The organism is Pseudomonas sp. PD9R, assembly GCF_019200975.1.
Classification (GTDB): domain Bacteria; phylum Pseudomonadota; class Gammaproteobacteria; order Pseudomonadales; family Pseudomonadaceae; genus Aquipseudomonas.
The window spans coordinates 12,962-26,413 of record NZ_JAHTMR010000023.1; the positions used below are offsets into that span (position 1 = coordinate 12,962).

Below are 13,452 nucleotides of genomic sequence, written 5' to 3' on the forward strand. Positions count from 1 at the left end.
TGAGATCGCATTGCAACTGAACTGACCCCCAAATGTTGGACGATCTTTTGATCTTGCAAACAAAAACGGCCTCTATCTAAATAGAGGCCGTTTCCAGTGCAACTTAAGACGTTATCGCAAGACAGGTCTTACTTGCGGTCTTCCAGCTTGGTGATGTCACGCGACTCGTAGCCGGTGTACAGCTGGCGCGGGCGGCCAATCTTGTAAGGGCTGGAGAGCATTTCTTTCCAGTGGGAGATCCAGCCGACGGTCCGCGCCAGGGCGAAGATCACGGTGAACATGCTGGTTGGAATGCCGATCGCCTTGAGGATGATCCCCGAGTAGAAGTCGACGTTCGGGTACAACGAGCGTTCGATGAAGTACGGGTCGGTCAGGGCGATCTCTTCCAGGCGCATGGCCAGTTCGAGTTGTGGATCGTTCTTGATGCCCAGTTCTTTCAATACTTCGTCGCAGGTCTTCTTCATGACGGTAGCGCGAGGGTCGCGGTTTTTGTAAACACGGTGACCGAAGCCCATCAGCTTGAACGGATCGTTCTTGTCTTTGGCCTTGGCGATGTACTTGTCGATGTTGGAAACATCGCCAATTTCATCGAGCATGGTCAGGACGGCTTCGTTGGCGCCGCCGTGGGCAGGGCCCCACAGTGCAGCGATACCGGCGGCGATACAGGCGAACGGGTTGGCCCCCGACGAACCTGCCAGACGAACGGTGGAAGTCGATGCGTTTTGCTCGTGGTCGGCGTGGAGGATGAAGATCCGGTCCATGGCCTTGGCGAGTACCGGGCTGATCGGTTTGATCTCGCACGGCGTGTTGAACATCATGTGCAGGAAGTTTTCCGCGTACGTCAGGTCGTTGCGCGGGTACATCATGGGTTGGCCCATGGAGTACTTGTAAACCATCGCTGCCAGGGTTGGCATCTTGGCAACCAGGCGGATCGCGGAGATTTCGCGATGCTGCGGGTTATTGATGTCCAGGGAGTCGTGGTAGAAGGCCGAGAGGGCGCCGACTACGCCGCACATGACGGCCATTGGGTGGGCGTCGCGACGGAAACCGTTGAAGAAGGTCTTCAGCTGCTCGTGAACCATGGTGTGGTTCTTGACGGTGCTGACGAACTGGGCCTTCTGTTCTGCGGTCGGCAATTCGCCGTTGAGCAGCAGATAGCAGGTTTCCAGGTAGTCCGACTTTTCAGCCAGCTGTTCGATCGGGTAGCCGCGGTGCAGCAGAATGCCGTTGTCGCCGTCGATATAGGTGATCTTCGACTCGCAAGAAGCGGTCGACATGAAACCAGGGTCAAAGGTGAAACGGCCCGTGGCCGTCAGGCCCCGAACATCGATAACATCGGGACCAACGGTGCCGGTTAAAATGGGCAGCTCGACGGGGGCTGCGCCCTCGATGATCAACTGCGCTTTTTTGTCAGCCATGTGGCCTCCTATTTATGCTTGAAATCATCAGACAGACCCCCCACGCAGGGCCCGCACCACTATAGTGAGATAAATTCGAATGTCAATTTGCCTAAAGTCTTGCTCCAGAAGGCTTTAACCGGACTTTTTCCTCGAAATTGACTGCCATTTACGCCTTTTATGTGACTTGCGCAATCAGCAGTTTGGGTTAGGCGTTTGCGTTGTCATTAGTAGCCTAACTGTCTATACTCGGCCACCGACCGCCAAGGGCTTTTGGGCTTGCGTTATTGGGGGTCGCCTCCCTGGGTGGTGGTTACCTGACCAGTGCACTCCCCAACAACTTTGCCCTGATTGTTAGGGGCTCTTCAGTGTGAAAAAAAAGCCGTGAAAAGCCAACGACCTGTAAACCTAGACCTAAGGACCATCAAACTCCCAGTCACTGCTTACACGTCCATTCTTCACCGTATCTCCGGTGTCATTCTCTTTGTCAGCCTGGCCATCATGCTTTATGCATTGGACAAGTCGCTGAGCTCCGAGGAAGGCTTCGGTCAGGTGAAAGCGTGTCTGACCAGTCCGCTAGCCAAGCTAGTGATTTGGGGCATCCTGTCCGCCTTGCTGTATCACTTGGTAGCCGGTGTGCGCCACTTGATCATGGACATGGGCATCGGTGAGACGCTGGAAGGCGGCAAACTGGGCTCGAAAATCGTTATCGCCGTTTCCGTGGTGGTAATCGTTCTGGCAGGAGTTTGGATATGGTAACTAACGTCACGAACCTGTCGCGTTCGGGCCTCTATGACTGGATGGCGCAACGTGTGTCTGCGGTCGTTCTCGCGGCTTACTTCATTTTCCTGATCGGATACGTCGTCGCCCATCCTGGCCTCGGCTATACCCAATGGCATGAACTGTTCGCCCATAACGGGATGCGTATTTTCAGTCTCCTGGCTCTCGTTGCCCTCGGCGCTCACGCCTGGGTCGGCATGTGGACCATCGCGACCGACTACCTGACGCCAATGGCGTTCGGCAAGTCCGCGACTGCAATACGTTTCCTTTTCCAGGCAGTATGCGGCGTTGCGATGTTCGCTTACTTCGTCTGGGGTGTGCAGATTCTCTGGGGTATCTGAGTCATGGCTAACATTCCAACGATTTCTTTCGACGCCATCATCATTGGTGGTGGCGGTGCCGGCATGCGTGCAGCGCTGCAACTGGCCCAAGGCGGTCACAAGACTGCCGTAATCACCAAGGTATTCCCGACTCGTTCGCACACCGTGTCCGCACAAGGTGGCATCACTTGCGCCATCGCGTCCGCTGACCCGAACGATGACTGGCGCTGGCACATGTACGATACCGTCAAGGGTTCCGACTACATCGGTGACCAGGACGCTATCGAGTACATGTGTCAGGAAGGCCCGGCCGCTGTCTACGAGTTGGACCACATGGGTATGCCGTTCTCGCGTACCGAGCAGGGTCGTATCTACCAGCGTCCATTCGGCGGTCAGTCGAAGGATTACGGTAAAGGCGGCCAGGCTGCCCGTACTTGCGCCGCTTCCGACCGTACCGGTCACGCGCTGCTGCACACCCTTTATCAGGGCAACCTGAAAGCCGGTACCGTGTTCCTGAACGAGTACTACGCTGTTGACCTGGTCAAGAACGGTCAAGGCGATTTCGTCGGTGTGATCGCGATCTGCATCGAAACTGGCGAAACCACCTACATCCGCGCCAAGGCTACTGTTCTGGCAACCGGCGGTGCGGGTCGCATCTACGCGTCCACCACCAATGCCCTGATCAACACCGGTGACGGCGTCGGTATGGCTCTGCGTGCTGGCGTACCGGTACAAGACATCGAAATGTGGCAGTTCCACCCGACCGGCATCGCCGGCGCCGGTGTACTGGTAACCGAAGGTTGCCGTGGTGAAGGTGGCTACCTGATCAACAAGCACGGCGAGCGTTTCATGGAGCGTTATGCTCCGAACGCCAAAGACCTTGCCGGTCGTGACGTTGTTGCTCGCTCGATGGTTAAAGAAATCATCGCTGGCAACGGTTGCGGTCCGAATGGCGACCACGTAATGCTCAAACTCGACCACTTGGGCGAGGAAGTGCTGCACAGCCGTCTGCCAGGTATCTGCGAACTGTCGAAAACGTTTGCGCACGTTGACCCGGTTGTTGCGCCGGTTCCGGTTGTGCCGACTTGCCACTATATGATGGGCGGCGTTCCGACCAACATTCACGGCCAGGCGATCACCCAGAACGACGAAGGCGTGGATCAGATCATTCCTGGTCTGTTCGCGGTGGGCGAAGTGGCTTGCGTATCGGTTCACGGTGCCAACCGCCTGGGTGGCAACTCGCTGCTCGACCTGGTGGTATTCGGTCGTGCTGCCGGCCTGCACCTTGAAAAGGCGCTGACTGACGGTATCGAATACGACGACGCCACCGACGCCAACATCAATGCGGCCCTGTCGCGTCTGAACGCTCTGAACGAGCGTACTGATGGCGAAGACGTGGCTACCCTGCGTCGCGAGCTGCAAAACTGCATGCAGAACTACTTCGGTGTATTCCGTACCGGCGAATACATGCAGAAGGGTATCGCCCAGTTGGCCGACCTGCGCGTGCGCATCGCCAACGTCAAGATCAACGACAAGTCGCAGGCGTTCAACACTGCGCGTATCGAAGCTCTGGAACTGCAGAACTTGCTGGAAGTGGCTGAAGCTACCGCCATCGCTGCCGAAGTGCGTAAAGAATCCCGCGGTGCTCACGCCCGTGAAGACTTCGAAGACCGTGACGACGAAAACTGGCTGTGCCACACCCTGTACTTCCCGGGTGACAAGCGCGTAACCAAGCGTGCTGTGAACTTCTCGCCGAAGACTGTTCCGACTTTTGAACCTAAGATTCGGACTTATTAAGGGTGGCCGCCATGTTGCAAGTCAGCGTTTATCGTTACAACCCTGATCAGGACGCCGCGCCGTTCATGCAGGAATTCCAGGTCGATACCGGTGGTAAAGACCTGATGGTGCTGGACGTGCTGGCCCTGATCAAAGAGCAGGACGAAGGTTTCTCCTATCGTCGCTCTTGCCGTGAAGGTGTTTGCGGTTCCGACGGCATGAACATCAACGGCAAAAACGGCCTGGCGTGCGTCACGCCGCTGTCCGCCGTCGTAAAAGGTAACAAGTTGATCGTTCGTCCGCTGCCAGGTTTGCCGGTTATCCGTGACCTGGTCGTCGATATGAGCATCTTCTACAAGCAATACGAGAAGGTTAAGCCTTACCTGCAGAACGACACGCCGGCTCCGGCCATCGAGCGTCTGCAGTCCCCTGAAGAGCGTGAAAAGCTCGACGGTCTGTACGAGTGCATCCTGTGCGCTTGCTGCTCGACCTCTTGCCCGTCCTTCTGGTGGAACCCGGACAAATTCCTGGGTCCAGCTGCTCTGCTGCAAGCGTACCGCTTCCTGGCAGACAGCCGTGATACCAAGACGTCCGAGCGTCTGGCTTCGCTGGATGACCCGTTCAGCGTATTCCGCTGCCGCGGGATCATGAACTGCGTCAACGTATGTCCGAAAGGCCTGAACCCGACTAAGGCCATCGGTCACATCCGTAACATGCTGCTTTCGAGCGGCGTGTGATTCAGCTGCTGTACCCGTAGAACCGCTGTACCCGTAGATGCTACGGCGCAGGCTTCAACCGGCGCCGTAGTTTTAACCTGAGCAGTAGCCCATAAGGCTGCCGCTCTTATTTTGAAGAAATGAGACAAGCAGGGGCATCCGGGCTGGTACCCGGACTATCAGCGTGATCCTAAGTGGCTTGTTTTGGTCGCTGCATTCGGACTTCTGCAAGTTTGCTCGGTGTCGACGCCGGTGGTGTTCCCCTAACCGAGGGTGACCAAGCATGCAAGAAAGCGTGATGCAGCGCATGTGGAACAGCGCCTACCTGTCCGGTAGTAACGCTGCCTATGTGGAAGAGCTCTACGAGCTCTACCTGCACGACCCTAACGCTGTGCCAGAAGAGTGGCGCACCTACTTCCAGAAGTTGCCTGCTGACGGCAACTCTGCCACCGATGTTTCGCACTCGACAATTCGCGATCATTTCGTGCTGCTGGCAAAGAACCAGCGCCGCGCTCAACCGGTTTCGGCCGGCAGCGTGAGCAGTGAGCACGAGAAGAAGCAAGTTGAAGTGCTGCGATTGATCCAGGCCTACCGTATGCGTGGCCACCAGGCAGCCCAGCTTGACCCGCTGGGACTGTGGCAGCGTCCTGCACCTGCAGACCTGTCGATCAATCATTACGGCTTGACCAATGCCGATCTTGATACGACCTTCCGTGCCGGCGACCTGTTCATCGGCAAAGAGGAAGCGAGCCTACGCGAAATTCACGAAGCGTTGCAGCAGACATATTGCCGCACCATCGGCGCTGAATTTACGCACATCACCGATTCCGAGCAGCGCCAGTGGTTCCAGCAGCGTCTGGAAAGCGTGCGCGGTCGTCCGACGTACTCCGCCGACATCAAGAGCCACTTGCTCGAGCGTGTTACCGCGGGTGAAGGCCTGGAGAAATACCTGGGCACCAAGTACCCGGGTACCAAGCGTTTCGGTCTGGAAGGCGGCGAGAGCCTGATTCCAATGCTCGACGAGCTGATCCAGCGTTCCGGTTCCTACGGCACCAAGGAAATCGTCATCGGCATGGCCCACCGTGGCCGTCTGAACGTGCTGGTCAACACCTTCGGCAAGAACCCGCGCGAGCTGTTCGACGAGTTCGAAGGCAAGAAGAAGGTCGAGCTCGGTTCCGGTGACGTTAAATACCACCAGGGCTTCTCGTCCAACGTCATGACCACCGGCGGTGAAGTTCACCTGGCCATGGCCTTCAACCCGTCTCACCTGGAAATCGTTTCTCCAGTGGTCGAGGGTTCGGTGCGTGCCCGTCAGGATCGTCGTAACGACCCTACCGGTGAAAAGGTTCTGCCGATCTCCATCCACGGTGACGCGGCATTCGCCGGTCAGGGCGTGGTCATGGAAACCTTCCAGATGTCGCAGACCCGCGGTTTCAAAACCGGCGGCACCGTGCACATCGTGATCAACAACCAGGTTGGTTTCACCATCAGCAACCCGCTGGACGCCCGCTCTACCGAGTACGCGACCGACGTGGCGAAAATGATCCAGGCGCCGATCCTCCATGTGAATGGCGATGATCCGGAAGCCGTATTGTTCGTGACCCAGCTGGCTATCGACTACCGCATGCAGTTCAAGCGTGACGTGGTGATCGATATGTTCTGCTACCGTCGTCGTGGCCACAACGAGGCCGACGAGCCAAGCGGTACTCAGCCTCTGATGTATCAGCAGATCGCCAAGCAGCGCACTACCCGTGAACTGTATGCCGATCGTCTGACCCAGAGCGGTGTGCTGGATGTTGAGCGTGTTCAAGCGAAAATCGATGAATATCGCAACGCGCTGGACAACGGTCTGCACGTAGTGAAAAGCCTGGTCAAAGAACCGAACAAAGAGCTGTTCGTGGACTGGCGTCCGTACCTGGGTCACGCCTGGACTGCACGTCACGACACTCGTTTCGATCTGAAAACCTTGCAGGAACTGTCTGCCAAGCTGCTGGAAATTCCGGAAGGCTTCGTGGTTCAGCGCCAGGTTGCCAAGATCTACGAAGACCGTCAGAAGATGCAAGCCGGTGGCCTGCCGATCAACTGGGGTTACGCTGAAACCATGGCGTACGCGACCCTGGCGTTCGAAGGTCACCCGATTCGCATGACCGGCCAGGACATCGGCCGCGGTACGTTCTCGCACCGTCATGCGGTCTTGCACAACCAGAAAGACGCGGGCACCTACATCCCGCTGCAGCACCTGTACGACGGTCAGCCACGTTTCGACCTGTACGATTCGTTCCTGTCCGAAGAAGCCGTACTGGCGTTCGAATACGGCTACTCGACCACCACGCCGGATGCGCTGGTGATCTGGGAAGCCCAGTTCGGCGACTTCGCCAACGGTGCCCAAGTGGTTATCGACCAGTTCATCACCAGTGGCGAGCACAAGTGGGGCCGTCTGTGCGGTCTGACCATGCTGCTGCCGCACGGTTATGAAGGTCAGGGGCCGGAGCACTCCTCGGCTCGTCTGGAGCGTTACCTGCAGCTGTGCGCCGAGCACAATATTCAGGTGTGCTTGCCAACGACGCCAGCTCAGATCTACCACTTGCTGCGCCGTCAGGTGATTCGCCCGCTGCGCAAACCACTGGTAGTCCTGACTCCGAAGTCGTTGCTGCGTCACAAGCTGGCCATCTCGACTCTGGAAGATCTGGCCGAAGGTTCCTTCCAGACCGTTATTCCGGAAATCGATGCCCAAGACCCGAAAAAGGTCGAGCGCATTGTTCTGTGTAGCGGCAAGGTCTACTACGACCTGCTGGAAAAACGCCGTGCCGAAGGCCGTGACGATATCGCCATCGTGCGTATCGAGCAGTTGTATCCGTTCCCTGAGGACGACTTGAACGAAGTCCTGGCTCCTTATACCAACCTCAAACATATCGTTTGGTGTCAGGAAGAGCCGATGAACCAGGGCGCCTGGTACTGCAGTCAGCACCACATGCGTCGCATCGTTGGTAATCACAACAAGTCTCTCGTACTCGAGTACGCGGGCCGTGATGCCTCTGCTGCACCTGCATGCGGTTACGCATCGATGCACGCCGAGCAGCAGGAAAAACTGCTGCAAGACGCCTTTACTGTTTAACGCCTTCGCGCACCTGAAACCGAATTTAAGGACCCACAGATAATGGCTATCGAAATCAAAGCCCCCACTTTCCCGGAATCGGTTGCCGATGGCACCGTTGCCACCTGGCACAAAAAACCAGGCGACGCCGTCAAGCGTGATGAGCTGATCGTCGACATCGAGACCGATAAAGTCGTACTGGAAGTGTTGGCCACCGCTGACGGCGTGCTGGGCGCTATCGTCAAGAACGAAGGCGACACCGTTCTGTCCGACGAACTCCTGGGCTCCATCGAAGCCGGCAGTGCTGCTGCCGCTCCAGCCGCTGCTGCTCCGGCCGCCGCTGCTCAAGCTGCTGCGCCTGCGGCTGAAGGCGAAGACGATCCTGTTGCTGCACCGGCTGCTCGCAAGCTGGCTGAAGAAAACGGCATCAACATCGCTTCCGTTGCCGGTACCGGCAAAGGCGGCCGTGTGACCAAGGAAGACGTGGTTGCAGCCGTTGCTGCCAAGAAAGCCGCTCCGACTGCCGCGCCTGCCAAGGCTGCTGCTCCTGCCGCTGCTGCTCCGGTATTCGCTGCCGGCGACCGCGTTGAAAAACGCGTTCCGATGACTCGCCTGCGTGCCAAGGTTGCCGAGCGTCTGGTTGAAGCTCAGTCGAACATGGCGATGCTGACCACTTTCAACGAAGTCGACATGACTGAAGTCATGGCCCTGCGTTCGAAGTACAAGGACCTGTTCGAGAAGTCCCACAATGGCGTGCGCCTGGGCTTCATGTCGTTCTTCGTGAAAGCGGCCACCGAAGCGCTGAAACGCTTCCCGGCTGTGAACGCGTCGATCGACGGTGCTGACATCGTTTACCACGGCTACGCTGACGTCGGTGTAGCGGTTTCCAGCGATCGCGGTCTGGTTGTACCGGTTCTGCGTAACGCCGAACTGATGAGCCTGGCTGAAATCGAAGGCGGCATCGCCACTTTCGGCAAGAAAGCCCGTGACGGCAAACTGTCGATGGAAGATATGACCGGTGGTACGTTCACCATCACCAACGGTGGTACCTTCGGTTCGATGATGTCGACTCCGATCGTCAACCCGCCGCAAGCGGCCATCCTGGGCATGCACAACATTCTGCAGCGTCCTATGGCGATCAACGGTCAGGTCGTTATCCGTCCGATGATGTACCTGGCACTGTCCTACGATCACCGCCTGATCGATGGCAAAGAAGCTGTGACCTTCCTGGTTACCATCAAGAACCTGCTGGAAGACCCGGCTCGTCTTCTTCTGGATATCTAAAAAGCAGCGGCAAGCTGCAAGCTGCAAGCCCCTAGCTCAAAGCGAGCGAGCGGGTTTCATGCTTGCAGCTTGCGGCTTGTAGCTTGTTGCTAAAAGGAAACCTTTTATGACTCAGAAATTTGACGTAGTAGTGATCGGCGCGGGCCCTGGCGGCTACGTAGCTGCCATCAAAGCAGCGCAACTGGGCCTCACCACTGCCTGCATCGAGAAGTACACCGACAAGGAAGACAAACTGGCCCTTGGCGGTACTTGCCTGAACGTCGGCTGCATTCCTTCCAAGGCGCTGCTGGACAGCTCCTGGAAATACAAGGAAGCCAAAGAAGGCTTCGCGATCCACGGTATCAACCACGCTGGCGTGACCATGGACGTGCCAGCAATGGTCGGCCGTAAAGCCAACATCGTCAAAGGCCTGACTTCCGGCGTTGCGACCTTGTTCAAGGCCAACGGCGTTACTTCGATCCAGGGCCACGGCAAATTGCTGGCCGGCAAGAAAGTCGAAGTCACCAAGCCTGACGGTTCGGTTGAAATCATCGAAGCCGAAAACGTTATCCTGGCCCCAGGTTCGCGTCCGATCGACATTCCACCGGCTCCGGTCGACCAGAATGTGATCGTCGATTCCACCGGCGCGCTGGAATTCCAAACCGTACCAAAACGTCTGGGCGTTATCGGCGCTGGCGTGATCGGTCTGGAACTGGGTTCGGTCTGGTCCCGTCTGGGCGCAGAAGTGACTGTTCTGGAAGCCCTGGACACGTTCCTGATGGCCGCCGACGCAGCTGTTTCCAAGGAAGCGCTGAAAACCCTGACCAAACAGGGTCTGGACATCAAGCTGGGCGCTCGTGTGACCGGTTCCAAAGTGAACGGCGACGAAGTCGTTGTGAACTACACCGATGCCAACGGCGAACAGAACATCACTTTCGACAAGCTGATCGTAGCCGTTGGTCGCCGTCCGGTGACCACTGATCTGCTGGCTGCCGATTGCGGCGTGACCCTCGACGAGCGTGGTTTCGTGCACGTTGACGACCACTGCGCGACCACCGTACCGGGCGTCTACGCCATTGGTGACGTGGTTCGTGGCATGATGCTGGCGCACAAAGCCTCGGAAGAGGGCATCATGGTTGTCGAGCGCATCAAGGGCCACAAAGCCCAGATGAACTATGACTTGATCCCTTCGGTTATTTATACTCACCCGGAAATCGCGTGGGTTGGTAAAACCGAGCAGACCTTGAAAGCTGAAGGTGTAGAAGTTAACGTCGGCACCTTCCCGTTCGCAGCTTCCGGCCGCGCCATGGCCGCCAACGATACCGGTGGTTTCGTCAAGGTCATCGCAGATGCCAAGACTGACCGTGTATTGGGCGTCCACGTGATTGGCCCGAGCGCTGCAGAACTGGTACAGCAGGGCGCAATCGGTATGGAATTCGGCACTAGTGCTGAAGACCTGGGCATGATGGTTTTCTCCCATCCGACCCTGTCCGAAGCCTTGCACGAAGCAGCTCTGGCAGTGAATGGCGGCGCCATTCACATCGCCAACCGCAAGAAGCGTTAAGACAATAAGAAACCACGGCGGTATGGCCCGTCGTGAGCCTTGCATGCAAGACTCACCGCGGAATATCCGCTGGACGCAGTCTTGCGTAGCTGCACCGGTTGTCCGGAAAGGCTACGCAAGCAGCAGTCACAGGTGGTGCGGCACTTGAACAAGTGCAGCACCGAATGCGCAGTACCTAACGAAGACGGTAATAAGCATGAATCTTCACGAGTATCAGGGTAAGCAGCTGTTCGCTGAGTACGGCCTGCCAGTATCCCAGGGTTTCGCCGTAGACACCCCGGAAGCAGCAGCAGAAGCTTGCGACAAAATCGGTGGCACCGAGTGGGTTGTCAAAGCCCAGGTCCACGCTGGTGGTCGCGGTAAAGCGGGCGGCGTTAAGCTGGTTCGCAGCAAAGAAGACGCCAAAGCATTCGCTCAACAGTGGTTGGGCAAGCGTCTGGTGACTTACCAGACTGATGCCAATGGTCAGCCAGTCACCAAGATCCTGGTTGAATCGTGCACTGATATCGCTAAAGAGCTGTACCTGGGCGCTGTCGTTGACCGTTCGAGCCGTCGCATCGTGTTCATGGCTTCCACCGAAGGTGGCGTGGACATCGAGAAAATCGCTCACGACACTCCAGAAAAAATTCTGAAAGCCACTATCGATCCACTGGTTGGCGCTCAGCCATTCCAGGGGCGCGAGCTGGCATTCCAGCTGGGCCTGGAAGGCAAGCAAGTTGCTCAGTTCGCCAAGATCTTCGTAGGTCTGGCCAAACTGTTCAAGGATCACGACCTGGCTCTGCTGGAAGTGAACCCGCTGGTGATCAAGGCTGACGGCGATCTGCACTGCCTCGACGCCAAGATCAACATCGACGCCAACGCCATGTACCGTCAGCCTAAGCTGAAGACTTTCCACGATCCGTCGCAAGACGATCCGCGCGAAGCGCACGCTGCCAAGTTCGAACTGAACTACGTAGCTCTGGAAGGCAACATCGGTTGCATGGTCAACGGTGCTGGCCTGGCCATGGGTACCATGGACATCGTCAACCTGCATGGCGGTAAACCAGCCAACTTCCTCGACGTGGGCGGCGGTGCTACCAAAGAACGCGTTACCGAAGCGTTCAAGATCATCCTGTCCGACACTAACGTCGCTGCAGTATTGGTCAACATCTTCGGCGGCATCGTTCGTTGCGACATGATTGCCGAAGGCATCATCGGCGCTGTGAAAGAAGTCGGCGTGAAAATCCCGGTTGTTGTTCGTCTTGAAGGCAACAACGCTGAACTGGGCGCTAAAGTACTGGCAGAAAGCGGTTTGAACATCATCGCTGCTACCAGCCTGACCGACGCTGCTCAACAAGTTGTTAAAGCTGCGGAGGGCAAGTAATGAGCGTCCTGATCAATAAAGACACCAAAGTTATCTGCCAGGGTATTACCGGTTCGCAAGGTAGTTTCCACACCCAGCAAGCCATCGAATACGGCACCAAGATGGTTGGTGGCGTTACTCCTGGTAAAGGCGGTACCGAGCACCTGGGTCTGCCAGTGTTCAACACCGTGAAAGACGCTGTAGCTGCCACTGGCGCTACCGCCAGCGTGATCTACGTTCCGGCTCCTTTCTGCAAAGACTCGATCCTGGAAGCTGCTTTCGGCGGCATCAAGCTGATCGTCTGCATCACCGAAGGCATTCCTACCCTGGACATGCTGGATGCCAAAGTAGTTTGCGACGAGCTGGGCATTGTCCTGATCGGCCCTAACTGCCCAGGCGTGATCACTCCAGGCGAATGCAAGATCGGCATCATGCCAGGTCACATTCACCTGCCAGGCAAGGTCGGTATCGTTTCCCGTTCCGGCACCCTGACCTACGAAGCTGTTAAGCAGACTACTGACGCCGGTTTCGGTCAGTCGACTTGCGTCGGCATCGGCGGTGACCCGATCCCGGGTTCGAACTTCATCGACATCCTGAAGCTGTTCCAGGAAGACCCGAAGACTGAAGCGATCGTCATGATCGGCGAGATCGGCGGTTCGGCTGAAGAAGAAGCGGCTGCCTACATCAAGGCACACGTGACCAAGCCGGTTGTTTCCTACATCGCTGGTGTGACTGCTCCTCCGGGCAAGCGCATGGGCCATGCTGGCGCAATCATCTCTGGCGGCAAAGGCACTGCAGACGAGAAATTCGCTGCTCTGCAAGACGCAGGCGTTAAAACCGTGCGTTCGCTGGCAGACATCGGCAAGGCCCTGGCCGAGCTGACTGGTTGGGCTGTCAAGTAAGCCTCGCGCTTAGCTGACGCTTTACCAAACAAAGGCCACCTTCGGGTGGCCTTTGTCGTTTCCGAAGATAAAAAGATCAAAAGATCGCAGCCTGCGGCAGCTCCTACATGAAACACGGTCTCATGTAGGAGCTGCCGCAGGCTGCGATCTTTTGATTTTCTATTATGTAAACGCGACACGGAAATGTCGTAGATCGGAATGTTCGCCCTCTAACAGTGCGTTATCAGGCCAAATTCGTTAGTCTACGCACCATTTTTGCGTCCGCAGCCCACAAGGTTGCTACGCGCTAAACGGGTCA

At 57.1% G+C, this 13,452-nt stretch carries 10 protein-coding genes; 9 read left to right on the forward strand and 1 reads right to left on the reverse strand.

Translation table 11 applies throughout. The annotated features are described in order from the left end of the window. Positions 1-128: 128 nt before the first annotated feature. The gene (gene gltA, locus KUF73_RS28430; RefSeq protein ID WP_201194923.1) at positions 129-1,418 is read right to left on the reverse strand and encodes a citrate synthase; all 1,290 of its coding nucleotides are present in this window, start codon (positions 1,416-1,418) and stop codon (positions 129-131) included. Between the two features lie 363 nt (positions 1,419-1,781). Here gltA and sdhC point away from each other — a divergent pair, with 363 nt between their 5' ends. The 9 genes from sdhC (at position 1,782) to sucD (ending at position 13,154) form a co-directional block, all read left to right on the forward strand. Further along, complete coding sequence (gene sdhC, locus KUF73_RS28435) at positions 1,782-2,156, forward strand: succinate dehydrogenase, cytochrome b556 subunit (protein WP_017127965.1); 375 nt, start codon at positions 1,782-1,784, stop codon at positions 2,154-2,156. Further along, positions 2,150-2,518, forward strand: coding sequence for a succinate dehydrogenase, hydrophobic membrane anchor protein (gene sdhD, locus KUF73_RS28440; RefSeq protein WP_218441284.1), 369 nt, complete (start codon positions 2,150-2,152; stop codon positions 2,516-2,518). Before sdhC ends, sdhD begins: the two co-directional genes overlap by 7 nt. A gap of 3 nt (positions 2,519-2,521) precedes the next feature. After that, positions 2,522-4,294, forward strand: a complete 1,773-nt coding sequence (gene sdhA, locus KUF73_RS28445) for a succinate dehydrogenase flavoprotein subunit (protein ID WP_218441285.1) — start codon at positions 2,522-2,524, stop codon at positions 4,292-4,294. 11 nt (positions 4,295-4,305) lie between these two features. Continuing rightward, complete coding sequence (locus KUF73_RS28450) at positions 4,306-5,010, forward strand: succinate dehydrogenase iron-sulfur subunit (RefSeq protein WP_008063297.1); 705 nt, start codon at positions 4,306-4,308, stop codon at positions 5,008-5,010. Between the two features lie 262 nt (positions 5,011-5,272). Continuing rightward, a complete protein-coding gene (locus KUF73_RS28455; RefSeq protein WP_218441286.1) occupies positions 5,273-8,104 on the forward strand; it encodes a 2-oxoglutarate dehydrogenase E1 component in 2,832 nt (943 codons plus the stop codon). Between the two features lie 42 nt (positions 8,105-8,146). After that, positions 8,147-9,367, forward strand: coding sequence for a 2-oxoglutarate dehydrogenase complex dihydrolipoyllysine-residue succinyltransferase (odhB, locus tag KUF73_RS28460; protein WP_218441287.1), 1,221 nt, complete (start codon positions 8,147-8,149; stop codon positions 9,365-9,367). A 106-nt stretch (positions 9,368-9,473) separates the two neighbouring features. Next, the gene (gene lpdA / locus KUF73_RS28465; RefSeq protein WP_218441288.1) at positions 9,474-10,910 is read left to right on the forward strand and encodes a dihydrolipoyl dehydrogenase; all 1,437 of its coding nucleotides are present in this window, start codon (positions 9,474-9,476) and stop codon (positions 10,908-10,910) included. Between the two features lie 196 nt (positions 10,911-11,106). Then, entirely contained in the window at positions 11,107-12,273 is a 1,167-nt protein-coding gene (sucC, locus tag KUF73_RS28470) for an ADP-forming succinate--CoA ligase subunit beta (RefSeq protein WP_008148602.1), read from the forward strand. Then, a complete protein-coding gene (gene sucD / locus KUF73_RS28475) occupies positions 12,273-13,154 on the forward strand; it encodes a succinate--CoA ligase subunit alpha (RefSeq protein WP_128608023.1) in 882 nt (293 codons plus the stop codon). Before sucC ends, sucD begins: the two co-directional genes overlap by 1 nt. The last annotated feature ends 298 nt before the right edge of the window (positions 13,155-13,452 follow it).